We start from the raw sequence: 22,929 nt of genomic DNA, 5'->3' as shown, positions 1-22,929 counted from the left end.
GTGGAAGTCATCGGGTCAATCGCTTGCGGACATCATTCATGAAGCGGACGATCTGGCCCTGCTCCTTGGGTGAGGAGGCCTGTTCGACCTCGCTCTGCCAGAAGTCCATGAAGCGAGAGGCGATCCGATCGCTCGGCGGAGGGGGCCCGCCATCTTCCGCGACGCGATCACGGTTGCGCTGAATGTCCCGCCGCGCCTCGGCAAGTCGCTCGTCGTCGCTCCGCGGGCGCTCTTCGCCCCGCGTCATGCGCTCACCGAGGCGCATCCAGTCGGCCACCCACTTGTCGATGAAGGGACCTCGCTGCTCTTCGGGAAGATCGATGTACTCCGCCGCGGCGCCCGCAAGGACATCCTTCGCGAGGGTGCGAGCGTTCTCATGAAGTTGCGCCCGCGCCGGCCCCACCACGCCCGCAAGAAATGCCGCCGCCGCCGCCGACTCCTGCGGCTGGAGCCCGCGGAAGCGATCCGCGAGTTCGAGCAGGAACTTCAATCGCTCCTCGACGGGCAGCTTGTTGAAATCAGGCAGCGCCAGGTAGCCGAGCGCGTCATCGACCGGGCTGTCGAAGATCGAGGGTGGCGGCTTCCAGCGGATGGCGACCCACCAGTAGGTCCCGCCGCCGATGAAGAGCGCGAGCAGCGCCGCAGTGCCACCCAGCAGGATCGCCCGCCGATGGCGATCAAACGCATCGCGAAGAGCATCAAGATCGATGGTGATCATGGCGAAGCCCTTTCAATCGGCGTCCTCCTCGTCGAACTCCACCAACTCCCCGGCGCTTCCATCGATCCACACGCCGTTGCGCGGATTGCGCCCCGAGCCGTGACGATCCTGGCTGTCGATCAGCAGCGGATAGCGCCGCCGAAGGTCATTGCCGATCAGATTTCCGACGAGGCGCGACTCAAGCTCGCGCTGCTTGCGATCGAGGTCCTTCTGAGGAATCGAGCCGGGAGGATGCTGCGCGAGCATCTGCGCCACAGCCAGTTGCACCGGCGGCAGGTACTTGAGCAGTCCCGGCAAGTAGAAATAGCTGGTGCCGATTTCAACCGACTCCTCGTCGATATCGGCGGGGCAGAACCACACTTCACTCGTGCGGTCGATCTGCCGCTGGAGAACTTCCGGAAGCCCGCCGATGGGCCCGCTGGCACTGGCCGCCGGCAAAAAGTCGGCGTTCGGAAGCAGGCTGTTGTTGATCGACTGATAGCTCGTGATCGGGACCCACAGGTTTCGGAGGTTGCTCAGGCACTGGGTGTTCTGCGCGCTGCGCCGGATCGTGGCGAGCGCTGGCATGATCAGACCGAGGAGGATCGCGATGATCCCGATCACCGTCAACGCCTCGACCAGAGTGAAACCCTTGGGTGCCCGCCCAGTGGATGACATGCCCGCGATTCTACGCGCGACATGGTGGCCGTTCACCCATCGACTGGTGCAGACTTCGCTGGGAATCAATGACGGAAGCCCCATTTCGCAGACCTACCGCTCGCCCCCGGGCCGGTTCAGGCGTCGGTGAACATCGCTTCCACGAAGCGATCGGGGTCAAATGGCTGCACATCCTCGGGGCGTTCTCCAACTCCAACCAGCTTCACCGGGACATCGAGCTCATCCCGGATGGCCACCACGATGCCACCCCGCGCGGTGCCATCGAGCTTCGCGAGAAAGATGCCGGTCACATGGGCCGCTTCGCGGAAGACCCGGGCCTGCTGAATCGCGTTCTGACCGCTGGTCGCATCGAGGACCAGCAGCGTTTCGTGCGGCGCGCCATCGATCTTGCGCGCAATCACATTGCGAATCTTGGCGAGCTGCCGCATGAGATGCTCCTGCGTATGGAGTCGCCCCGCCGTATCGACCAGCAGCACATCGACGCCACGAGCGAGGGCCGCCTCCACGGCGTCGAAGGTGACGGCCGCAGGATCGGCGCCCGCCTGCCCGCGCACGATGTCGACTCCAAGCCGCTCCGCCCAGATCGCCAGTTGGGCAACGGCGCCAGCGCGATAGGTGTCCGCCGCGCCGAGCAGCACGCTTCGTCCTTCGTCGCGCAGCGTCTTGGCGATCTTCGCAACACTCGTCGTCTTCCCGGCGCCGTTCACGCCGCACACAAGGATCACAGTGGGCTTCATCGCGGAGACCGCGAGCGAGCGATCCTGCGGCCCCCAGCGCGACTTGAGATTCGCCTTCAGGAACTCCAGCGCGTCTTCGCCGCGCGGCACTCGGCCGGCCCTGAAGTCGCGGCGCAGTGCCTCGATGATCTCGCGTGACGCCTTCACTCCGACATCAGCGGCGATGAGTCGCGACTCGATCTCGTCGATCAACTCCTCGGAGAGCGGACGACCATGAAGCAGCGTGCGCAATCCGGCGCCGAGCGCCTGCGCCGTGCGTGCGAGCCCCCGCTTGATCGCATCGATCGCTGAACGAAACAGGGCCACGCCTCAGACTCCTCCGCCCGACGGTACCCCGCGCTCCCGTCGGATCCGGTCGAGCACGGCATTCACGAAGGGCGGGCTTCGCTCACCGCCGAACTCACGGGCGAGATCAACCGCCTCGCTGATGGCGAGCGCCGCGGGAACCCCTCCATGCACCATCTCCCACCACGCCAGCCGAAGCACATTGCGGTCGACGATCGGCTGGCGATGAATGGGCCACTCCGGGGTGAAGCGGGCAATGTCCTGATCGGCATCATGGCGGCTCGCCCATGCCTTCGCGGCGAGCGCGGCACCCTCCTGGCGCACCGCATCGTCGGCTCTCGCCTCTCCCTCGGCTCCAAGTGAGCCGGTGAGGTCACCGCCATCGCCACCGGCATCGAGCTGGTAGAGCTCCTGGATCGCGCAGCGACGAATGTCGCGCGAGGGACTCATGCCCGCACCGCCTGAATCGCCCGCACCGCGGCGATCGCCGCCACCATCGCTTCGCGCCCCTTATGCCCATGGGCTCCACCGCATCGCTCGCGGGCCTGGCGCAGCCGGTCTACGGTCAAGACGCCGAAGGTGACGGGCTTCACTTGAGTTGCAGCGAGATGCGCCAGGGCCTGGGCGACGGACAGCCCGAGCACACGATCGTGGCGAGTCTCCCCTCGCACAATGCAACCGAGGACGACGACGCCGTCGATATCGTCGCGTTCCGCAAGTGCGGCGGCAATGGGCACCAGTTCGAATGCGCCGGGCGAGGCCACGCGACGCAGCGACGCCGACTCCCCGCCGCAGGCGATGAACGCCTCGACCGCGCCCTCTTCCAGTTTGGCGGTGATCTCCGCGTGATAGGCGCTCGTCACCACGCCGATTCGGAGCCCCCGCGCGTTGAAGGCCTGTTCTGAAAGGCTGGTCGCCGGGTCCTTGTGCATGGGGGCTCGATGGTAGCCGCTAGGATCGGCGCGTGGCCCGACCGCTCGTCCGACTTCTCGGCACCCTGCAACTGGTGCGGTTCTCCCTGGCGCTTGGGGCCATCGGCGACCTCTGGTTCGCCGTCCTGCTGGCTCGCGCCGACCCTGCCGCGAGCACGCTGCCCGTGGCGACGATGGGCCTTGGAGAGGCGCTCGCCATCGCCACACTGGTCGCGACCGGCCTCTTCGCCTTCGGAACCAGTTTGAACGATGTGCTCGATGTGCGGCATGACAGCGCCTTCAGTCCGGAGCGCCCGATCCCATCGGGGCGTGTGCGATCGGGACAGGCGGTCATCGTGGCGATCGGCGCGCTGATGACGGCGGTGAGCTGCGCGGTCCTCTTCGGTCGCGACGCGCTCCTGACCACCGTTGCCGTCGCTGCACTCATCCTCTTCTTCAATGCCGCGGGCCGTTACTTTCCCGGCGTGGGTCTGCTGACCGTGGGACTGGTCCACGCCGGCCACATGCTCATTCCCGATCAGACCCCCGCGCTGACGCTCCCCGCGTGGCTGGCCATGGTCCACGCCATCATGGTGCGCGCAACGGTCTATCGGCTCGAAGAGAAGCGGCCGCCGATCGGCCCCGCTGCCGTGCTCGCGGTCACCGTCGGCCTGGCCGTGGCGACGGGCCTCCTTCTGTCGCGCTCGAGGGCGCTCGAACCCGGTGCCTGGCCCGGCGAGATCTCCGCGACCTCAGCCCTCTGGCCCATCGGTGCCATTGTCCTCTTCATCATCGTGGCGCGTCTGAAGACTCGGGGCATTCCGCCCGGCGCCGCCGCGGAAAAGCTGCTGCGTTACGGCTCGCTCTGGCAGGTCGTCTATGGCGTCTCGTGGATGGCCATGATCGGACAATGGCGCGCCGCGGGATGGCTGCTGATGCTGGCTGTTGGTGGGTTCGCGGTGCTGCTCCTTCTCCGCGAAGCCCTCTCGCTGGTCCTGCGACCCCCGACCTACCGCGCGTAGCCGCCGAGGTCGGTAGCATGCCGCCCGATGCAGGTCCGCGCCGGCGAACGCGACACCCTCCGACCCGGGCGCGCCTGGAGTCGCCTCGTCGCCGCGTGCTTGCCCGCCCTCACGACGATCTTCACCGCCGTCAACGGAGCGACCGCGCAGGAGCTTCAGGACATCCCGATCACGGGCGATCGATTGGGAGGCTTCGTCCTTCCGATTCTGCCGGTGGCGTCCAATTTCCGAGCGACCGGGGTGCAAGCGTGGCTCTGGCGCGTGGATGACACCCAGCGACTCGAGCTGCGCGGCGATGTTCGCATCCAGGTTGCTTCCTATGAATTCGCCTCGCAGCGGGCCTTCATCTGGATCAACCGCCTGCCGACGGCCGTCGGCCTGGTGAATCAGATCGCCATTTGGTTTCCCAGCGTCGATGAACCGACACGCCGCGCCGGCCTTGGCGTGAGCGGCAGTGATCTTCTCATCACGGCCAGCACCATCGGCGAGATCGACATCACGGCCACGCTGTGGGAGGAAGCTGATCCGGGCGGCAGCGAAGCTCGAGGGGCCGCCGAGGCGCGCCTGCGACGACACCTCGCGCAGATCGCCGACGGTCGCCCGCTGCTGCGCACGCAACCTCGCGTCGATCGCCCACCCGTGCCACCGACACCGACGATCGAGGTCGGAGGCCGCGTCGAACTTCCCCCACCGCCGCCAGCTCCAACGGCCACCACCGTTCGAGTGCCCGCCGATGGGCCACCGATTCTTGCGCCGACGGGAACCATGACCTTCTTCGGGCGGACCATCACCGTCGATGAAGCGAGCGACTCGATCGCCATCGAGGGGACCGTGCGCATTGACTGGCTCAACTCGAACCCGGCCAATCCCGAAGGCACGCTGCAACTCTCCGCCGACCGGGCTGTCATCTTCCTGAAGCCGGGCACACTTGCCGCGCTGATCAATCGCACGGGACCACTCGGTGCAGAACGGGTCGAGGGCATCTATCTCGAAGGCGATGTGCTCGCCACCGACTTCAACTACACGATCCGTGGTCGGCGTATCTACTACGACATCGCGACGAACCAGGCGCTCATGGTCGACGCGGTGCTTCGCACGGCCATTCGCCGCGGACTTCCGGTCACCGCGCGAGCGGCGGAGCTCCGGCAGGTCGCCGCGGACCAGTTCGTGGCTCAAAGGGCGCAGGTCTCAACGAGCGAGTTCTTCACGCCCCACCTTGCCATCGGCGCCGAGCAGGTGCGAGTGACCAAGCGTGAGGGCAGTGCATATCTCGAGGGGTCCAACGCCACCTTCCGCGTGGCCGGCACACCGGTCCTCTGGACCCCCGGGTTCAGCGGGACGCCGAGTGAGTTCCCGCTCAAGAGCATCTCCTCGGGCTACAACCAGACACGAGGTGTGGAGGTCGGAACCCGCTGGAACCTCTTCAGTCTGCTGGGCATTGAGACACCGAAGGGTGTGGATGGCGAGCTGCTCAACGATGTCTATTCCAACAACGGTGTCGGCCTCGGCACACGCTTCAGTTACAGCGAGGGTCCGCAGGATGGCAACCTGAAGCTCTACGGCTTCTACGACTTCCAGAATGAGGAGCAGAGCTCCGCCGGTCGCAATTACATCTCCGAAGACACCTTCCGCGGCATCGCCTCGGCGGACTACACCACGCTCATCGGTTCGGAGCTCCTGGCGCAGGTGCAGGCGAACTTCGTGAGCGACCCCGCGTTCCTCTCGACCTTCGATCAGCGCGCCTTCGCGGAACATCGCGAGTACGAGACGAGCGGCTTCCTCAGATGGCAGTCGGGCAACTCGGTCTTCTCGATCCTCGGCAAGTACGACCTCGACAACTCGGTGGTGAACTCCTATCAGTTGGCGAGCCGCCCCTACTCCGTCGACAAGCTGCCGCAGGTCGATTACGCGCGCTTCGCTGACGAACTCTTCGGCTGGCTGTCGTGGAGCCAGGAGTACAGCGCGAACACCATGCAGTTGCGCCTCACGAAGGGCACGCCGGAGTCGATCGCGGCACCGAATCTCGCCTTCTTCCCGGCGGACTATCTGGCGCCCGCGCCCTTCACACAGGACAACCTCCCGATCGCGAATGCCTACTCGAGCGCCGGCTACAACCAGGACCTGAGGGCGCGGATCTACACGCGGCAGGAACTCTCCGTTCCCTTCGAGTGGGAGAAGATCAAGATCGTCCCCTTCGGTCAGGTCACCGGTGTCGGCTACTTCCTCGAAGACTTCAACTCCTACTCACCCGAGGCCGACGATTATCGCGGCCTCTTCGGCGGCGGCGTGCGCATGAGCACGGAGTTCGTGCGCGTCTATGACGGCGTGCAGAATCGTGCTCTTGACATCAACCGCCTTCGATGGGTGCTGAAGCCGAATGCGATGCTCTGGAGCGCCTACGACACTTCCAACCCCACCGACTACCCGATCTACGATCAGGGCGTCGAGGCGATCTCCGGCGCGAGCGTGGCGCAGGTCGGCCTCACGCAGCGCTGGCAGACCTATCGCGGCGGTCCTGGAAACTGGCGGAGCATCGACTGGATCTACCTCGATGTCGGCGCAGTCTTCAGCGATCACAACAACACCTTCCAGCGCACGCTGCCGAACACGCTCAAGTACGCGCAGAGCCCCCTGCCGACCTTCTATCGCTTCCGGCCGGAGTACTCGCAGTGGGGAAGCCACCTCTATGGCAATGCGACATGGCAGCTCAGCAGCACCTTCTCGGTGATTGGCAGCATGGTGGCACTGCCATTCGATGAGCGCCCGTCGGGCGGCAGCGCGTCGAAGTGGCTCGGGCGCGGCTCGCTCGGTGTGGCGATGTACCACTCGCCCGAGGTCTCCACCTTCGTCGAGTACCGCTATGTGAACAACTTCGATCCGACGGACACCTACCCCTCGGATGAGCTTCTCAATGTCGGGCTCAACTACAAGATCGGCCGCCTCTATGATCTCTCTCTCGGGCCGCAGTTCGATCTCCGGGAGGGCGGCTTCCGATCGCTCTCGGCCCAGCTTGTCCGGGTCTTTCCCGACTTCGACTTCGGCATCGGGGTGAGTTACGACGCCATCGTCGATGAGTACTCCCTGAACGCGCGGCTCAGGATTGCCGGCCCCAGCCAGCGCGGCGCGTGGAGTTTCTCGCAAGCGACACCGCAGTTCCCCTCGCCGTGGGCTGGTCTCATGACGCCGTGACACAATGTCACCAGGACGGCATGACACTGTGACGCGTTGACACCATGGCACTCCGACGCGCGTCGCGCCAGAGACCCGCAGCAGATTCACTCAGGAAACGGCAACACGCCCGATGGCGTCGCGGGGGGTTCGAGCTCGAGGTGCCGCCACGCTCTCGGCGTGAGCTGTCGCCCCTGCCGCGTGCGGGCCACGAAGCCGATCTGGAGGAGATAGGGCTCGACGAGATCCTCGAGCGTGCCCGCATCATCGGCGAGGGTCGCCGCGACCGCTTCGAGTCCCACGGGGCCACCCGCGTAGATCTCCGCTATCGTGCGAAGGTAGCGCCGGTCGAGTTCATCAAGTCCCAGCGCATCGACCGCTTCCAGTTCGAGCGCACCGGACACCGCCGCGTCGGAGACGCGTCCACCGCAGCGCACCTGCGCGAAGTCGCGCACGCGTCGAAGAAGCCGAATCGCCACGCGCGGCGTGCCGCGGCTTCGATCGGCAATGGCCGACAACGCGTCGAGGTCCACCTGGCCCATGCCGAGAATCTCGACCGCGCGGCGCAGGATCCGCACCAGCTCTTCGTGCTCATAGAAGCGCAGGTGATGGACGATGCCGAAGCGGCTACGCAGCGCGTGGGTCAGAAGCCCGGCGCGCGTCGTCGCGCCGATCAGCGTGAACGGCTTCAGCGAGAGCGTGATGATCTTCGCGTGCATGCCGCTGTCGACGGTGAAGTCGACGCGGTAGTCCTCCATGGCGGGATAGATGTACTCCTCCACCGCCGCCGGAAGTCGATGAATCTCGTCGATGAAGAGCACATCGCGGGGCTCGAGTCGCGTGAGCGTGCCGACGAGGTCACCCGGTCGCGTCAGAGCCGGGCCGCTCGTAACCACGGCGCGGCTTCCCATTTCGTTGGCGATGACATGGGCCAGCGTCGTCTTGCCCAGCCCCGGTGGACCGTGGAGGAGCACATGCTCCATCGGATCCCCTCGCTCACGCACCGCCTGAAGGGCGATCGAGACTCGCTCGACGAGATCGCGCTGACCCACATAGTCATCGATGCGCGTCGGGCGAATCGCCGGCGCCGCCGCCTCGACCACGGCATCCTCTTCCTGTGCTTCCCGAGCGACGATGCGTTCCTTCGCCACGCCGATCTCCCTGCCTTGGACCCCGAAATCACGCCAACCGATGGCGCCTCGACGGGTGCGGACTCAGAACTTCACCTTGGGGGCTTCCTTCGCGGCCGGGTCCTTCTCCTCGTAGAAGGGCATCGCCTCGAACTTGAAGACGCCCGCCAGCACATTGTTCGGGAAGACGACGATCGCGTCGTTGTATCGACCGGCGGCGGAGTTGTAGCCGCTGCGCGACCGCGCGATCATGTTCTCCGTGCTGCCGAGCTCACCCTGAAGCTGAAGGAAGTTCTGATTCGCCTTGAGATCGGGGTACGCCTCGGCGACCGCCATCAGTCGACCGAGCGCCTGCGTGAGCTGCCCCTCGGCGGCGATCTTGTCGGAAATGACCGTGGCGCTCGTCGCCTTTGCCCGTGCGGAGATGACGGCATCGAGCGTCTCTCGTTCGTGCGTGGCGTAACCCTTCACCGTCTCGACAAGATTGGGAATGAGGTCATGTCGTCGACGGAGCTGCACATCGATGTCGGCGAAGGCACCCTGCCCTGCGATGCGCAGACGAGCCAACTGGTTGTAGATGGAGATCACCCAGAGCACCAGTCCAACGATGACCAATCCACCGACACAGAGAACGGCGCCGAGGATGCCGCCAAGGACCGCCTGAGCAATCAGAGTCGAGCCGCCTGTCATGTCCATGGCCATGGTCCTCAAGAAGAAGTGCGCGCGGAGCGCTGATTGAGCGACGCGAGCACGCGCTCGGCGTCGGCAAGGTCAGGCAGCACCGTGTCAGCGCCTGCTGCACGGAGCTGCGTGGCTCGGGGTTCCCGCGCCACGCCGATGAAACCATACCCGCGACGGTGCGCGGCTGTCACATCCCAGACCCCGTCACCGATGTAGACGATCGTCGGGGTGGCGATTCCCGCGGCCACGCCGGCCATGGCCCGACGGGCGGCGAGATCGATGATCTCCTCGCGGGGCTGCGCGTCGTCGGCAAACGCGGCGGGCAGGTCCTCCGCGTCGATCCTCGCCGTTCGGAGTTTGATGAGCGCCGTCCGTTGCCAGCCACCGGTGGCAAGGGCGGGAGTCCACCCATGCGACGGCAGGAGGCGAAGAAGCGCCGCAGCTCCCGGTGTCGGGGTGAAACGCTCCGGTCGCTCGCTCGCCTCAATCTCGATCAATGCCGCAAAGCGATCCCGAAGCCGGTTGAGGTCCTGTCGCGTCGCCGGGCGACCGGCATGCCGCTCCATGATCTCGGTGGCAATGGCTTCGTCGGTCGAGTGGCGATACGCCCCCCAGTCCGTACAGATGTCCCTGATGCCCCAAGCCTCCTCGACCGCTCGAATCCAGCACGCATCGTCCACGGCGCTCGTCTGGGCCAGCGTGCCGTCAAGATCAAAGATCGCCAGCCGCATGGAGTGTCTCGGGAAGGCAACGAGCGCGAATCAACCGTTCTGAACAACAGATGGTCGAGGATATCTTCTTCGAATCGGCTGTTCGGCGCCGTCACCCAGCCGTGGCTCGCTGAAGGGCCCGGTCCCCGAGGAGGTTGATGCAGTGACTCGTCTCCATGCCCCAGTGTCCCGTCGTTCCTCGTGGCTCGCCCGTTCGCTGAGGGCGCTTCGGCCATTCAACCCGCGCAACCTCACGCCGCTCGTTGTCACGCCGCTGCTGGCTTCGCCATTCCTGCTCGGCGCCGCGCCGCGTCAGGCCGCGACGCCGACTGCGCCGGAGCGCCCTGCGGACAGCGCGCCGGCACCGCAGGCGGACACCCACGAACTTCCGAAACTTTCCGCGACGGTGACGACCACGAAGGGCCCGATCACCTTCGAACTCCACCCCGACGCGGCGCCGGTCACCGTGACGAACTTCTGTCACCTGGCGTCGAACCACTTCTTCGATGGTGCGCCGATCAACTCGAGAGCGCGCGTCTTCCGCTTGATGGGCTCGCCGTGGGAGGGCTTTGACCCCGGCTATCGGATTCGACGCGAGTTCTCCGGCAAGTACAAGTACGACCGAGCGGGTCGAGTCGGTATGGGGCGCGCGGAGAAGGCGAACGCGATGCCGACCCAGTTCGCCATCACCGTCAAGGAGCAGCCATCGTGGAATCTCGATGTCCCGCTCTTCGGGACCGTCACCGACGGACAGCGCGTCGTCGATGCGCTCGAGGAGAGCGATCGCATCCTGAAGATCGAGATCATCGGGGACCCGACGCCGCTCTATGAGCGATACGAGCGACGAATTGCCGAGTGGAATCAAGCGCTCGCCAAGGCTGGGTGGACGCCCGGCGCACCGCCTGTTCGGAAGGAGTCGAGCGAGGAGCCGGTTCAGGACGACACCCCCGCTTCGGACGAGACTCCGCGCGATACGACTCCGAAATCGCCTGAGCCGACGGCGAAGGACCCGGCGGCGTGAGCGCCACTATCCGAAGACCCGGCCTCGCTGATCGAAGTCAGTGACCCGAGCGGCCCGGCGATTATTGAACGACCGCGCTCAGTTCCAGCTCAGACCCTTGGGCCACTCGCCCGCACGCTGCCGGTCCGCTGCTCCAACCAGTCGATCAAGACCGAGCAGGTGATCCCTCAGGATTCTCGCCCGAGCCCAGGGGTCGGGCTCCTCAAGCAGCCGGTAGCGATCACACTCGCTCCGCACAATCGCATCGCCCACGATTTCAACCATGGCGTGCGTCGGCAGATCGTCGCGCGAGATCCAGTTGAGCAGCGCTCGAATCGAGTTCATGCGCCGCAATCTCGGCCCCGCCATGACCTCGCGGATCGCGCGACGGGCGGTGTGCATCGGCGGGAACGCGCGGCCCGGTGGTTCGAGCGGCCTCAACACCGCCTGGCGATAGAGGCGCTCATCGCCGGGTTCATCAACAGTCAGGATCCGAGCGCGGCAGATCCCGTGCAGCGTGATGTTGTGTCGCCCATCCGCGAGTTGGTTGTGTTCCACCATGTGACCGACGCAGACCGCGTCGCGCAGCGGCGCCGGCTCCTTCCACGCCCCTTCTGCAATCGCCGAGGGCTGCACCACAGCGAGCGCAATCTGTCCGGCGCGCATCAGGTGGCCATGTCCGCGCTCGAGGCAGTGTTCCACCATCTGCCGATAGCGCGGCTCGAAAACATGGAGTCTCTGCCGCGAGTGAGGCAGCAGCACCACTGCCGGCAGGACAAAGAGCGGCATGGGTCGGTCGAAGTCGACGGTGATCACATCCGCCATTGCGAAGATCGTAGGCCCGTTCGGCCCGGCCGAGATCCGCTAGGGCTGCCAGCAGCGCAAGTCATTGGGAATCTTCGTCGGATCCCGACCTCGCTGCCGTCGTCGGCTCATCACATCCCGCCACACCTCGAAGACGCCGCCGCGCTGAATCGACGCGATCGTCTGCTCCGCGACGAGGTCGAGTTCACTCAGCGGCACCCGGCCATCGGAGAGAACAACCATGCGCCGCGCTCCCTCGCGGCGGATCGACTCGAGCGGGACCTCCGCCGGAATGAGCGGGTCCACTTCGCGCTCGGGGCTCTCCGCGAAACGGGGAATACCCTCGACGATGGCCGTTCCCAGGCGTTGACGCCATGTCATGACGAAGCGTTCGATGTCGCCGACATTCGCGCCGCGCCTCTGAAGTCGCGGCACGATCAGAGGAAGGCGAAGGGCGGGGTCGGCAGACCCCAGGCGAGCCAGCATCGACTCGATGTTGGCCAGCACCCGCTCCAGCGGATGTGCACCCATGAGCGCGCGGTACGCCGGTGATGTGCAGGCGTGCAGATCGATGCTGATGACATCCGGCCCCGCCGCGAGCATCGCCTCGATGCGCGGCTGATCGGCAAGCAGTTCCGTTCGCACATGCACCGCCCGAGCCCCGGCCCAGTGGGCCATGCGGATGAACTTCGGCAACTCGGGGTGCCAGAGGGGATCGCCGACATGACCGAAGGTGATGACCACATCGCGCGGCGCCGCGACCTCATCGAGGATCGCTTCAAGCAGGCGCTCGGTCATCGGCGGGCGCTGGATGCTCCCGACCCGGTGGGGACTGAATGACCCGGAGGCGCGGCGGCCCGTGTTGAGCTCGATGATGAGATGCTGCGGAACGAAGGCGGGAGGCAGGTTGAAGAACTGGTGCTCGAGCGCCTCGACGACGGACCACCCGCCGATGTGATCGATCGTCTCGCCTGAAGCTCCGTCGACCACGATGGGTTCGATGCCCCTTCGCATCCGGAGCTTGGCGCGCATCGAGTCGAGCACCGCGCGCACCATGCTGCGCCGAATGCGATCGACGGGCAGCACCGCCGACGGGTCCTCGCGCGTGATCGGCTCGCGATCGATGCGCTCGCCGAGGAGCCGCGGGCCCCGTCGCAACGCGAGCGCCTCAAGCAGAGGCCGCCCGACGACACACGCACCAAGCCCTGGCGGCGCCGGCGCATAGGTCATGTCGAGCTCGCCCATCGCCGAGCGATAGCGCGCGACCACCTCGTCGGCGCCACCAAGACCGTCGATCATGATGACGGGCCAATCTGGTCCACAGATGAGCGCCGCATCGAGGCCGCGCCGCTCGAGCGCCGCACAGGTTGCGGCGGGTGCGACCACTTCGTCCCAGACACATGCACCGTTGACTCCACCGCGCCACGCGGAGTCGGCCCAGAGACGCGCCGTCCGGATGACGCTGATCTCCTCGGGGTAGGGCGACCGACCACAGGCTTCGACCTCGACCGGGAGCGAGATGCGCCGAGGATCAAAGAGCGGGCGGGGGTCGAAATCCGTCGGTACCAGCAGGATGATCCGCTCCACCCCTTCTACGCGACCGAGGCGCTCCAGTGTCGCTGAGAGCACCGTGCGTCCTGCGAACTCCGAGTCGAGGTGGCGGGGAACACCCGTTCCACCACGCTCCGGGTCACAGGCAATCACGGCGGCCAAACGAGGCATGGCGCGCACCTCGACGGTGAGGGGGCCGCTGGTTGCGGTGGAAGACAATGGCTCCCTTCGCGATACCTGCGCTCCGGCGTACTCATGCTGCAGATCTGCAAGACTCGCACCGGTTCCAAATCTCGACTCCACCGAAAGTGCATCACCGGAGACTTGCATTGCTGCGATCTGCGGCAACTCGATCGGCTGTCGCTCCACGAGACGCGTCGTCACGATCTTCTTGATCGTCGCCGCATGCCGGGCCGCGTGCGGGTCGATCTCGATCACCTCGCGTCCCGATCCGCGAAGGGACTCGATGAGGCGATCGAGGGCGCTGCGTTCGGCGCGCAGCCGTCGAGTGCTCCGTGTGCCATCGGGAGTGCGAGCCGTATCCTCAACGACTCCCGCGGAGAGCACGGCCGCCGTGTGGAGGTTCTCGATGGTCCGGAAGGGACCCAATTCACAAGCCCACTCGCGATGAAGTTCGTGCTCCGCGGCGCAGAAGAGCCCGTCGGTGAAGGCGAGATCGAAGCCGGCAAGGATGATCGGATTGCAACCGAGCGCTTCAAGCGTCAGAGCGCCCCGAACCGACCACGGAGCTTCGGCCAGTCGCGCGAGCGTCAGGATGGGGAGGCGCCGGCGATGGAGTGCGTCGGCCACCGATGGCGCCGCGAGGGCGAGCGCATGCCTCGCCTTGATCGGAGCTTCAAGCGCGGGCAGCACGCACGAGAGCGAGGGGCCGGCGCCCAGCAGGACTCCGGGAACGCGCGGGAGTGAACCGGCGCTCCGACCCAGAAGCGCGGCCATGGCCCGGCGCGCTTCCTGAAGGGTGGTGTCGGCGGACTCCATCAGCGGTGACGATACTCCCCCGCTTCCATGAAGGGGACGCCGAAGGCCGCCGCCGCCTGCTACGGTTTGGGGGTGACCTCCGCTCCCGATCCAGGCTTCTTCACGCGCTACCTGCTTGAGAATCCGTGGCCTGCGGTCATCATTCTGGCAGTTGCCGCCGTAGCTTTGCTTCGATTCGCCATCGATCGAGAGGATCGACGGCTCCTGCTCGGCGCGGCGGGGTGCGTCGCGGCCGGCGTGGTCATCTTCATCACCGCCACCCTGGTCACGACGCCGGCGGAGCATGCCCGTCGCGTGGCGAACGAGTTGATCGAGGCCGCGGAGACCGCCAATCTCAACGCCATGCGGGCGCTCTTCGAGGAAGACGCGTCCATTCACTTCGGTTCGCTCACCTCAATCGGACTCGAGTGGCGGATCATCGATCAGGGCATCGAGTCTCTGGGTCGTCAACATCGGATCGAGTCCAACAGCGTCACGCGGCTGCGCGCCGGCCCCGTGACCGGCGGCGCCGTCGCCGAGTTCGGTTGCATCACGACCACTGCCTCGAGTTTCGGGCCGGTGCCGAGTACATGGCTCATCGAAGTCGTGCCGGGTGCCGACGGTCAGTGGCGCATTCGACGGCTGGCGGCGGTGGCCATCGCCGGGCGAGCGCCCTCGGGTCAGCCGTGGTAGCTATCGCAGCACGCGCACAAGACGCAGCGGGCCGTTGGTCTGATTGACCGAGAGCAGGATGGCGCCGGAGATCGGCTCATCGAGGCGCACGCTGCGCTTCGCCCGCGCACCGGGCTCGAGTCGGATCGGACCATCGCGCCGCGCCGTGCCCGAGGTGGTCGAGAGGATCGACTCCAGTTCGAGAGGGCGATCGGAGCGATTGACGAGGACCAGGTCGACGACGGCGCCGGGGCGACCATCGGCAAGGGTGATGGGACGCAGGAGGGCCTCGCAGGTGAAGTCGCGAACCTCGATCGCGACCGGCGGATCAACGCGCAGCGCATGACCGCGATCGGCCGTGAACTCGAGCTCGATACCAACGCGCGTCGCGCCGGATGGCTGCGTGCGCGGGAGGGTCACACTCACGATGACCTCACCCGATGCTCCCGGCGGCAGCGAGAAGCGTCGCATGCGCGGAATGAACGACCAGTCGACCGGCGCGACGAAGCGAAGCGTGCCCTCCATCGTCACATCCCATGGATTCACGAGACGCACGGCAAGACGCTGCTCCGCGGTCGACCCCTCGAGTGCTGCGGGCTCAAAGCGCAGCTTCGAAAGGAACGCACCGAGGAGTGGATCCACGCCGTCGATGATCACTGGCGTCGAGCCGATGACTGCCTCGACGGCCCCCTGGCGACGCTCAAGCGGCATGGGCACGCCAAGCGCATCCCGCGCCGCGAGAACGCCCCCGTCGAAGGGCAGTGAGAGCGCTCGCGCGGCGCCGCCGTCGCGTCGCCAGGCAAGGACCCGGGCCGCTTCGTCGGATGAGAGGAGCAGGCACTCAAGATCACTTCCCGCATCGAGCGTGGCCACCGAGCGCACACCCCGTGCGGCGCTCGTCAGACCACGGAGCGCCAGCGCCGCTGCAGCGGGCTCGGGATCGAGCGCGCCACGCACGGCGATCATCGACGCGCCCTCCTGCCAGTGGCGGATGAGCTCGAGGGCCGTCAAGTCGGCGGTGGTGCGCGCCCCATCACCGGTGGTGTCCACCACGCGCAGTGTCGAGCTGATCTCTTCAAAGCCGGGAACCAATCCATCGAGCGTCGTCACGATCGTCGATCGCCCCGCGTCGCTGCCAGCGACCATCCAACGCGAGACGAGATGCCCGAAGCGCTCGAACCACGCACCATAGACCTCGCGCCACGCATCGTCCTCTCGGAGAAAGACACCTGCGGGATCATCCTGCTCCAGGTGCCACAGCGGCGCGAGCGATGCAGGCACGCGACTGATGCGGAGAATCGGCTCGACTCCCGCAAGCATCAGGTCATCGACGAGGAGTCTGGTCTCCGCAAGCGAAAGCCCGATTGATGGCGCGAGGCGACCATCACCGACATCGATGACCACGAAGTCGGGCCCAATCACACTGCACGCATGTACAGCGTCCGCGCGATCCAGCAGGCGCTCGCGATCGAGCCAGAGCCCCATGCGCACCAACGCGCGCTGCTCGCTCCCTCCGATCGGTACTCGCCTCGACTCCGAACGCTCGTCGGGCTCGATGATGGCGAAGGGCATGCGGACTCGGTCGAGTGAGCGCGTCCCGGAGAGAGCCTCCACTTCGACTTCGAACGCGCCGAGGCCGAGGGGCGGCACTTCCACTTCGTAATGTGCTTCGCCCGTGGCACTCCACTCGACGCGGACGCGGCCATCGGCGTCGCGGAGAACCCCACGCGTCATGGCGGCGCCGAGTGGGTCGTTCACCTGCACGGTCACAGCGCGCGGTGAGGGTCCCGGGCGCGCGCCGGCGCGATCGAGTCCGATGGTCACGCGCGGGACGCGCCAGATCTCGAGGTTGTCGAAGATGACGCTTCCGGCGACATCGCCCGTCGGATCGTCGGGCAGGCAGGGCGTGACCTCCATCGCGACCTCCATCGAGCGCGACCCGGCCGGCGCCGGGCCGCTGCGAATCAGGAGGCGCTGCCAACCCTGGATTGCACGCCCCGAAGCCTCCCATTGCGCGTCCGGGATAGGCTCGAGAGAGGCATCGAGTGCGCGAATGACCAACCGCACGCAGGAGCGTTCGACGCCCTGGGTCTGCACCAACACTGATGCTTCAATGACTTCATCGGCGAGGACCGGGATGATCGCCGGCTCCGTCGCCACGGCCATCGCACCACCAGCCAGTGCGAAGCGAAGCGCCCATCCGCCCTGAGCACCGATGACTTCCGTGCTCCCCACGCCACCGAATGGCGGGAGACCTTCACGAGCGGAGTCGCGCGAGAGCAGGCGATAGAGCCCCGCGGGAAGTTCTCGCGGCAGCGCAGGATCGGGTTCAAAGGTGAAGGTCGCGACGCGATGCGGTGCGAGGGGCGCATGCGCCTGGTCGGCGCTCACGGCGCGAGCGCCCATCGGCTCGGGGGTGAGAGTCGCCGCGCCCTCGATCTGGCCGACGAAGCCGTGGCCGAGCGCGACCACCGCGCCCGAGGCCATCGCCGTCAACCAAGTCGGGGGCACCACTCTCATGCCTTGAACTATCGGCCGAAAGGACCGCTGAACTGGATCGAGCGGCGCTCGGAAGTGGCCATGGTCCAGAGGCCACCCCCTACCCAGGGCGTGCGGTCGATCCGCACCGATCACCCGGCTCCAGAGCGGCGTACGCTGCCTCCGTGCACTCGATTGACCTCCGCTCGGACACGGTGACACGCCCCACGCCAGCCATGTGGGGGGCGATGCGCCACGCCGAGCTTGGTGATGATGTGCTCGGCGATGAACCCACCGTGGCGGCGCTCGAATCGAAGGTCGCCGCGCTCCTCGGTCACGAGGCCGCGCTCTTCACCCCCAGTGGAACGATGGCGAACCAATTGGCTATCCGTTGCGCGTGTGAGCCGGGCGATGAGATCATCGCGCATCGGGAGAGCCACATCATTCACTATGAGACGGCGGCTCCGGCTGCGCTCTCCGGGTGCATGATTCTTGGCCTTGATGGACCAGGCGGGCGTTTTGATGCCGACTCGCTGCGAGCGGCCATTCGCGGCGGTGACATCCACTCGCCGAAGAGCCGCATGGTGGTCGCGGAGAACACCCACAATCGGGGTGGCGGCACGGTGTGGTCACTCGAGGAGTTCAAGGCGGTGGCCCGCGAGGCTCGCGAGGCGTCGCTTCATCTCCATGTTGATGGCGCGCGACTCGCGAACGCTGCCGTGGCTGCGGGCTACTCGATGCGCGACTTCGCATCGGAAGCCCGGAGCGTGAGTCTCTGCTTCTCGAAAGGACTCGGGTGCCCGGTGGGAAGTGCACTCGCGGGACCGCGCGACTGGATCGAGCGGGCGCGGAGATTTCGCAAGATGTTCGGGGGAGGCATGCGCCAGTCGGGCCTGCTCGCCGCCGCCGCCATCTGGGCGCTCGATCACCACATCGATCGATTGGCGAGTGATCACGCGAACGCCCGTCGCCTCGCCGAAGGGCTCCGAGAGGTCGACGGTCTCGCACTGGAGATCGAACCCAAGGCCATTCCCACGAACATGGTCTTCTTCCGGGTGGACCCTCGAATCGGCACAGCTCGCGACGCGGCCTTTCGGCTTGCGGAGCGCGGCGTTCGGCTCATTCCCATGGGACCGCAACGACTGCGAGCCGTCACGCATCTCGATGTCAGCGAGTCGGATATCGATCGCGCCATCGAGATCATCCGCGAGGCGCTGCGCGCCGTGCCGCAGGCCGCAGCACGGGCGGGGCACCAATGAGCAGCGAGCGTCGAGCGAACTGCGGTACACCCGCAGCGACGGCCGCCGACCACGGCTCCGCGACGCGAAGCGCCACAACTCCACGCGCCCACGACTCGGAAGCCTCGCCGCGATCGCCGAGTGCTTCAGGTGACGGCCGCACGCTGCACCAGTCGAGCGCCTCGGCGGCATCGGGCTCCGATGGCACCCTTCGTGCTGCGATCTTCGATCTCGACGGCACGCTCTTTGACACCTTCGAAGAACACTTCGACTCCTGGGGACAGGTCTGCGCCGAACACGGTGTCGCGCTCACACCGGCGCAATTCGCGTGGAGCTTCGGTCGAAGGAACGAAGAGATCATTCCCGCGCTATGGAAGGAGGCCGGTCTTCCCCCGCCTTCGGGCGCGGCGCTGCATGCCATCGCGGAGCGCAAGGAGGAGCTCTTTCGCGACCGCTTCGTGACCAGACCCCGAATCATGCGCGGGGCACCTGAGCTTCTCACGGCCCTCCGCGCGGTGGGCTGGAAGCTTGGAGCGGGAAGTTCTGCGCCGCCCGCCAATGTCGAGGCCTTCCTCGCAGCCCTTTCCCGCGGGTCCGCCTTTGATCGCTGCGTCTCCGGAGCCGATGTCACCCACGGCAAGCCTCACCCCGAGGTCTTCCTGAAGGCCGCCGAACGACTTCAGGTTCCGCCGAGCGCGTGCATCGTCTTCGAGGACGCGCCACCCGGGGTTGAGGCAGCGCGGCGCGCGGGCATGAGGTGCGTGGCCATCGTCTCCCGCGGGCGGACGCGCGCGGAGCTCGCCGACGCCGATCTTCTCATCGATGACTTCTTCGCCGTAACGCCCGAGTCTCTCGACGCCCTGCTCGGGCGCAGCCCAGCGACCGCGTAGGTCGACGCGCCTCGCTGAACGACCGATCGTCACGGGGTTGATGCGAAGCGCCGCAGGGCACCGAGAAGCTCCCTGTTGATCATGAGGCCCTGCACTCGGCCTCGCCGTGGCGATCGTGCTCCCGCCACCAAGGTCCTCCGCGCCGGTAGCATCGGGCCATGATCGACCCACGCGTCCGCACTCTGACCAAGAACCTCATCGCACACTCCGTTCGCCTGGCAAAGGGCGATCATCTGCTCATTGAGACCTTTGACTGCCCAGATGAGGTCGCGATCGCATTGGTCGAGGAGGCTCGCCGCGCAGGTGGACATGCGCATGTCGCTCTGCGACGCACGCGCATCATGCGGGCCCTGAACAAGGACGCCGCCGAGGACAACCTTCGCGTCTGGGGCGATTACGACCGCGAGCGCATGAAGCGCATGCAGTGCTACATCGGCATTCGCGGTTCGGAGAATGTGAGCGAGATGGCGGGCCTCGATCCTGCCCAGATGCAGCGCGTCGGCAAGCTCTATCAGAAGCCGGTGCATTTCGAACAGCGGGTTCCATGCACGCGATGGTGCGTCCTGCGCTGGCCCACTCCGTCGATGGCGCAACTGGCGGGCCTGAGCACCGAGGCCTTCGAGGACTTCTACTTCAATGTCTGCAATCTCGACTACGCGCGCATGGCCCTCGCCGCGGACAAGCTCGCGGCGCGCATGCGTGCGACTGATCGCGTGCACATCAAGGGGCCGGGCGAGACGGATCTCCGATTCAGCATCAAGGGCATCGGCGTGGTGCCCTGCTGCGGCCACGCCAACATTCCCGACGGTGAGTGCTTCACCGCGCCGGTCCGCGAGAGCGTCGAAGGCGTGATCCACTTCAACGCGCCGACCATCTACAACGGCAACTCCTTCTCGAACATCCGGCTCGAGTTCAAGGGCGGCCGCATCGTCTCATGCCGTGCCGACCAGAATCAGAAGACACTGGAAGCGATCTTTGACACCGACGCCGGCGCCCGCTTCGTGGGCGAGTTCGCGATTGGTTTCAACCCCTACATCATGGAGCCGATGAAGGACATCCTCTTCGATGAGAAGATCGCCGGCAGCTTCCACTTCACTCCCGGCAACTGCTACGACGAGGCCAGCAACGGCAACAAGAGCGAGATTCACTGGGATCTCGTCTCCATTCAGCGACCGAGCTATGGCGGAGGCACCATCGCCTTCGATGACACAGTCATTCGACGCGACGGCCTCTTCGTTGCCGACGACCTGCGCGGACTCAACCCCGACGCGCTGACCTCACCCTGACACGGACCGAGCGCGACTTCACCGGCAACTCACCAGCGCGGCGAAGTCACATTCCGCGAATCACCGACGCGGCATCACCGCTCACCGCCCTCGCGGGAGTCACTTCTTCCCTGGATTGAGTTGTTCCTCGATTCGCCGGTTGTACTCGGGAATCTTCTCATCCACGAGGTTCTCAGCGACATCGTACGCCTTGCCGAGCGTGCTCTTGCGATTGCCGCTGATCGGGTTCTTCTCGGTCGATCCGCTCGCGACCGGCGCCGCGTTCGGGTGCGCCCCGTTGGGCGGTTGCTGCGCCGTGGGGTGAGTCTCCTCACACCCCGCAGCCCCAAGCAGCGCGCCCGCAACCGCCACAAGGAGCGACGCCGGGAGCGATCGCCATCCGATGGAACGGTGTGTCTTCATGCGGGCATTGTAGCGCCGTAGCCACAAGGTGCGCTCGCGTGTCCTGGCAAAGGCCCTTGGCGCCGCAACGCGGGGTTCCCCATCGATCTCGCGCTCGACCGCGTGTGCACGCGACTCGGGCCACCGCGGCGCCGCCCGAATCGACTTTGACTCGAGCGGTGCCACGGTCGACCTCGATCAATCCGCCTTCAGAAGTTCAACATCGAAGATGAGCGTCGCCTTCGGCGGAATCGGTCCTCCGCCGCGCTCGCCGTATGCGAGGTTCCAAGGCACGATCAGCTTGCGCTTGCCGCCGACCTTCATGCTGCCGACTCCTTCGCCCCACCCGGCAATCACCTGGTTGAGCGCGAAGTCCGCGGGCTGCCCGCGATCGACCGAACTATCGAACTTGCGTCCGTTCACGAGGTATCCGCTGTAGTGCACGGTGACGCGCGACGAGGGCGAGCGCGGCGTGGGGCCCGTGCCCTCGACGATATCGATGTACTGAAGTCCGCTCGGCGTGGTCACGATGGTGCCGTTGGTCTCCACTCCCGGCAGTCGGCTGCGCGTGCTCCGCTCGATGATCTGGCCTGTCACGGCGTTGACCAGCAGCTCGTGCAACATCGCATCCTTGAGGATCTGCACACGGAAGGCGGGAGGCTCGGCAAGCAGGTCGCCCTCGACGGTGCGCACCACGCCGGGCGTGTCGCGCAAAGCGGCGGCCACGGCATCCGCAATTGCCAGTTGGGCCACGGTCAGCTCGCCGGTCGACCCATGGACGGTGGCTCGGCGCGGCAGACCATCGTTCATGCAGACGAACTCATGAATCACCTCGCCATCCTCGACGAGCGTGCGAGCCTGCACGATCGTGCCCAGGGCGGCGGCCTTGGTCATTGCATCCGCCATCGACACCGGCGCCGCACGGATCGCCGCTTCGACTGTGTCGAATGGAGGAGGCAAGGTCGACCAATCCTGCTCTCCGACGGAGGATTGCGCCGCGATCGCCGCGCCACCGAGAAGCAGCGCCGCAACAGCGAGAACCCTCTTGGAGTTCGAGAAACGACGAACGGGCACGAGAGAATGAACCGACATGAGTGAACTCCTGTTCTTGCGCCATGCGGCGCATGCTTGAATGATTACACCGACGAACTTCGGGCGACCCCGGCTCGAAGCTGCTCGAACCGCGCCGACGATCGTTCGAGAAGATCAACCTTGCGGAGGCGCCGCACATGGCGCTCTTCCGCGGTGAACACGGCGCCGAGATACGCGCGGACCATGTCCTGCGCCAGGGCGCTTCCCACGATGCGCCCGCCAAGAACGAGCACATTCATGTCATCATGCTCGACTCCCTGGTGGGCGGAGTAGTAGTCCTCGCAGTTTCCCGCGCGGATGCCCGGGATCTTGTTCGCAGCGACACTGGCCCCGACTCCGGAGCCGCAAAGCAGAATGCCCCGATCCGCGCGCCCCGCAAGAATCTCGACGGCCACCTTCTCCGCAAAGTCGGGGTAGTCGACCGAGTCGCGCGAGTGCGTCCCCACATCGACCAGATGATGACCGAGTGATCGGATGAAGGGAACCAGCAGCTCCTTCAGGTCGAAGCCGGCATGATCGCTGCCGATCACCAGCCTCAGG

The 22,929-nt window shown here is 66.3% G+C and carries 21 protein-coding genes; 7 read left to right on the top strand and 14 right to left on the bottom strand.

Annotated elements, in window-relative coordinates; genetic code table 11:
- Positions 1–7: 7 nt before the first annotated feature.
- From KF724_02720 to ribH, 5 genes are all read right to left on the bottom strand, one after another.
- Positions 8–718, bottom strand: a complete 711-nt coding sequence (locus KF724_02720; protein ID MBX3354593.1) for a hypothetical protein — start codon at positions 716–718, stop codon at positions 8–10.
- Between the two features lie 12 nt (positions 719–730).
- Positions 731–1,375: a prepilin-type N-terminal cleavage/methylation domain-containing protein gene (locus KF724_02715; protein ID MBX3354592.1), complete on the bottom strand. Its 645-nt coding sequence runs from the start codon at positions 1,373–1,375 to the stop codon at positions 731–733.
- 116 nt (positions 1,376–1,491) lie between these two features.
- Positions 1,492–2,418 (bottom strand): signal recognition particle-docking protein FtsY, encoded by a 927-nt coding sequence (gene ftsY, locus KF724_02710; GenBank protein ID MBX3354591.1) that lies wholly within the window; start codon positions 2,416–2,418, stop codon positions 1,492–1,494.
- A gap of 3 nt (positions 2,419–2,421) precedes the next feature.
- Positions 2,422–2,847: a transcription antitermination factor NusB gene (gene nusB, locus KF724_02705; GenBank protein ID MBX3354590.1), complete on the bottom strand. Its 426-nt coding sequence runs from the start codon at positions 2,845–2,847 to the stop codon at positions 2,422–2,424.
- Positions 2,844–3,329: a 6,7-dimethyl-8-ribityllumazine synthase gene (gene ribH / locus KF724_02700; protein MBX3354589.1), complete on the bottom strand. Its 486-nt coding sequence runs from the start codon at positions 3,327–3,329 to the stop codon at positions 2,844–2,846. Before ribH ends, nusB begins: the two co-directional genes overlap by 4 nt.
- 32 nt (positions 3,330–3,361) lie before the next feature.
- On the opposite strand from ribH, the gene KF724_02695 reads away from it, so the two are divergent.
- Positions 3,362–4,330, top strand: a complete 969-nt coding sequence (locus KF724_02695) for a hypothetical protein (protein MBX3354588.1) — start codon at positions 3,362–3,364, stop codon at positions 4,328–4,330.
- 27 nt (positions 4,331–4,357) lie between these two features.
- On the top strand, positions 4,358–7,519 hold the full coding sequence (gene lptD, locus KF724_02690) for an LPS assembly protein LptD (protein MBX3354587.1): 3,162 nt from the start codon (positions 4,358–4,360) through the stop codon (positions 7,517–7,519).
- A gap of 86 nt (positions 7,520–7,605) precedes the next feature.
- On the opposite strand, the gene ruvB is transcribed toward lptD, so the two are convergent.
- The 3 genes from ruvB to KF724_02675 are packed head-to-tail and all read right to left on the bottom strand — an operon-like array spanning position 7,606 to position 10,040.
- Positions 7,606–8,655 carry a Holliday junction branch migration DNA helicase RuvB gene (gene ruvB / locus KF724_02685; protein ID MBX3354586.1) on the bottom strand — a complete coding sequence of 350 codons (1,050 nt, stop codon included), beginning with the start codon at positions 8,653–8,655 and terminating at the stop codon, positions 7,606–7,608.
- 57 nt (positions 8,656–8,712) lie between these two features.
- The gene (locus tag KF724_02680; GenBank protein MBX3354585.1) at positions 8,713–9,318 is read right to left on the bottom strand and encodes a LemA family protein; all 606 of its coding nucleotides are present in this window, start codon (positions 9,316–9,318) and stop codon (positions 8,713–8,715) included.
- Between the two features lie 17 nt (positions 9,319–9,335).
- Complete coding sequence (locus KF724_02675) at positions 9,336–10,040, bottom strand: HAD family hydrolase (protein MBX3354584.1); 705 nt, start codon at positions 10,038–10,040, stop codon at positions 9,336–9,338.
- A gap of 163 nt (positions 10,041–10,203) precedes the next feature.
- On the opposite strand from KF724_02675, the gene KF724_02670 reads away from it, so the two are divergent.
- Positions 10,204–11,040: a peptidylprolyl isomerase gene (locus KF724_02670; protein MBX3354583.1), complete on the top strand. Its 837-nt coding sequence runs from the start codon at positions 10,204–10,206 to the stop codon at positions 11,038–11,040.
- Positions 11,041–11,118: 78 nt separating this feature from the next.
- On the opposite strand, the gene KF724_02665 is transcribed toward KF724_02670, so the two are convergent.
- A complete protein-coding gene (locus KF724_02665) occupies positions 11,119–11,844 on the bottom strand; it encodes an LON peptidase substrate-binding domain-containing protein (GenBank protein MBX3354582.1) in 726 nt (241 codons plus the stop codon).
- 39 nt (positions 11,845–11,883) lie between these two features.
- A complete protein-coding gene (locus KF724_02660; protein ID MBX3354581.1) occupies positions 11,884–14,331 on the bottom strand; it encodes a radical SAM protein in 2,448 nt (815 codons plus the stop codon).
- Positions 14,332–14,400: 69 nt separating this feature from the next.
- Here KF724_02660 and KF724_02655 point away from each other — a divergent pair, with 69 nt between their 5' ends.
- Positions 14,401–15,045: a hypothetical protein gene (locus KF724_02655; GenBank protein MBX3354580.1), complete on the top strand. Its 645-nt coding sequence runs from the start codon at positions 14,401–14,403 to the stop codon at positions 15,043–15,045.
- Here the strand turns inward: KF724_02655 and KF724_02650 are convergent, their stop codons facing one another.
- Entirely contained in the window at positions 15,046–17,544 is a 2,499-nt protein-coding gene (locus tag KF724_02650) for a hypothetical protein (GenBank protein MBX3354579.1), read from the bottom strand.
- Positions 17,545–17,687: 143 nt separating this feature from the next.
- Between KF724_02650 and KF724_02645 the strand changes: the two genes are divergently transcribed.
- From KF724_02645 to KF724_02635, 3 genes are all read left to right on the top strand, one after another.
- Positions 17,688–18,761, top strand: a complete 1,074-nt coding sequence (locus tag KF724_02645; GenBank protein MBX3354578.1) for an aminotransferase class I/II-fold pyridoxal phosphate-dependent enzyme — start codon at positions 17,688–17,690, stop codon at positions 18,759–18,761.
- On the top strand, positions 18,758–19,630 hold the full coding sequence (locus KF724_02640; GenBank protein MBX3354577.1) for an HAD family phosphatase: 873 nt from the start codon (positions 18,758–18,760) through the stop codon (positions 19,628–19,630). The genes KF724_02645 and KF724_02640 overlap by 4 nt, the downstream gene beginning before the upstream one ends.
- Positions 19,631–19,788: 158 nt before the next feature.
- Entirely contained in the window at positions 19,789–20,916 is a 1,128-nt protein-coding gene (locus KF724_02635; GenBank protein ID MBX3354576.1) for an aminopeptidase, read from the top strand.
- Positions 20,917–21,015: 99 nt separating this feature from the next.
- Here the strand turns inward: KF724_02635 and KF724_02630 are convergent, their stop codons facing one another.
- The 3 genes from KF724_02630 to rpiB form a co-directional block, all read right to left on the bottom strand.
- Positions 21,016–21,318, bottom strand: coding sequence for a hypothetical protein (locus KF724_02630; protein MBX3354575.1), 303 nt, complete (start codon positions 21,316–21,318; stop codon positions 21,016–21,018).
- A gap of 177 nt (positions 21,319–21,495) precedes the next feature.
- A complete protein-coding gene (locus KF724_02625; protein ID MBX3354574.1) occupies positions 21,496–22,389 on the bottom strand; it encodes an FKBP-type peptidyl-prolyl cis-trans isomerase in 894 nt (297 codons plus the stop codon).
- A gap of 44 nt (positions 22,390–22,433) precedes the next feature.
- Positions 22,434–22,928 (bottom strand): ribose 5-phosphate isomerase B, encoded by a 495-nt coding sequence (gene rpiB, locus KF724_02620; GenBank protein ID MBX3354573.1) that lies wholly within the window; start codon positions 22,926–22,928, stop codon positions 22,434–22,436.
- Position 22,929: the final 1 nt, after the last annotated feature.

The sequence above is a fragment of the Phycisphaeraceae bacterium genome (genome assembly GCA_019636735.1).
GTDB lineage: Bacteria > Planctomycetota > Phycisphaerae > Phycisphaerales > SM1A02 > VGXK01.
Note: the sequence above shows the minus strand (reverse complement) of the source record. Positions and strands in the feature narration are given on the sequence as shown.

Excerpts from the sequence above, each read along its gene's own strand:
- KF724_02720 (MBX3354593.1), bottom strand. The coding sequence starts at position 718 with ATGATCACCATCGATCTTGATGCTCTTCGCGATGCGTTTGATCGCCAT.
- KF724_02660 (MBX3354581.1), bottom strand. The coding sequence starts at position 14,331 with ATGGCCGCGCTTCTGGGTCGGAGCGCCGGTTCACTCCCGCGCGTTCCC.
- KF724_02675 (MBX3354584.1), bottom strand. The coding sequence starts at position 10,040 with ATGCGGCTGGCGATCTTTGATCTTGACGGCACGCTGGCCCAGACGAGC.
- KF724_02640 (MBX3354577.1), top strand. The coding sequence starts at position 18,758 with ATGAGCAGCGAGCGTCGAGCGAACTGCGGTACACCCGCAGCGACGGCC.
- lptD (MBX3354587.1), top strand. The coding sequence starts at position 4,358 with ATGCAGGTCCGCGCCGGCGAACGCGACACCCTCCGACCCGGGCGCGCC.
- KF724_02715 (MBX3354592.1), bottom strand. The coding sequence starts at position 1,375 with ATGTCATCCACTGGGCGGGCACCCAAGGGTTTCACTCTGGTCGAGGCG.
- ribH (MBX3354589.1), bottom strand. The coding sequence starts at position 3,329 with ATGCACAAGGACCCGGCGACCAGCCTTTCAGAACAGGCCTTCAACGCG.
- nusB (MBX3354590.1), bottom strand. The coding sequence starts at position 2,847 with ATGAGTCCCTCGCGCGACATTCGTCGCTGCGCGATCCAGGAGCTCTAC.
- KF724_02650 (MBX3354579.1), bottom strand. The coding sequence starts at position 17,544 with ATGAGAGTGGTGCCCCCGACTTGGTTGACGGCGATGGCCTCGGGCGCG.
- KF724_02630 (MBX3354575.1), bottom strand. The coding sequence starts at position 21,318 with ATGAAGACACACCGTTCCATCGGATGGCGATCGCTCCCGGCGTCGCTC.
- KF724_02680 (MBX3354585.1), bottom strand. The coding sequence starts at position 9,318 with ATGACAGGCGGCTCGACTCTGATTGCTCAGGCGGTCCTTGGCGGCATC.
- KF724_02625 (MBX3354574.1), bottom strand. The coding sequence starts at position 22,389 with ATGTCGGTTCATTCTCTCGTGCCCGTTCGTCGTTTCTCGAACTCCAAG.
- KF724_02655 (MBX3354580.1), top strand. The coding sequence starts at position 14,401 with ATGAAGGGGACGCCGAAGGCCGCCGCCGCCTGCTACGGTTTGGGGGTG.
- KF724_02665 (MBX3354582.1), bottom strand. The coding sequence starts at position 11,844 with ATGGCGGATGTGATCACCGTCGACTTCGACCGACCCATGCCGCTCTTT.
- KF724_02635 (MBX3354576.1), top strand. The coding sequence starts at position 19,789 with ATGATCGACCCACGCGTCCGCACTCTGACCAAGAACCTCATCGCACAC.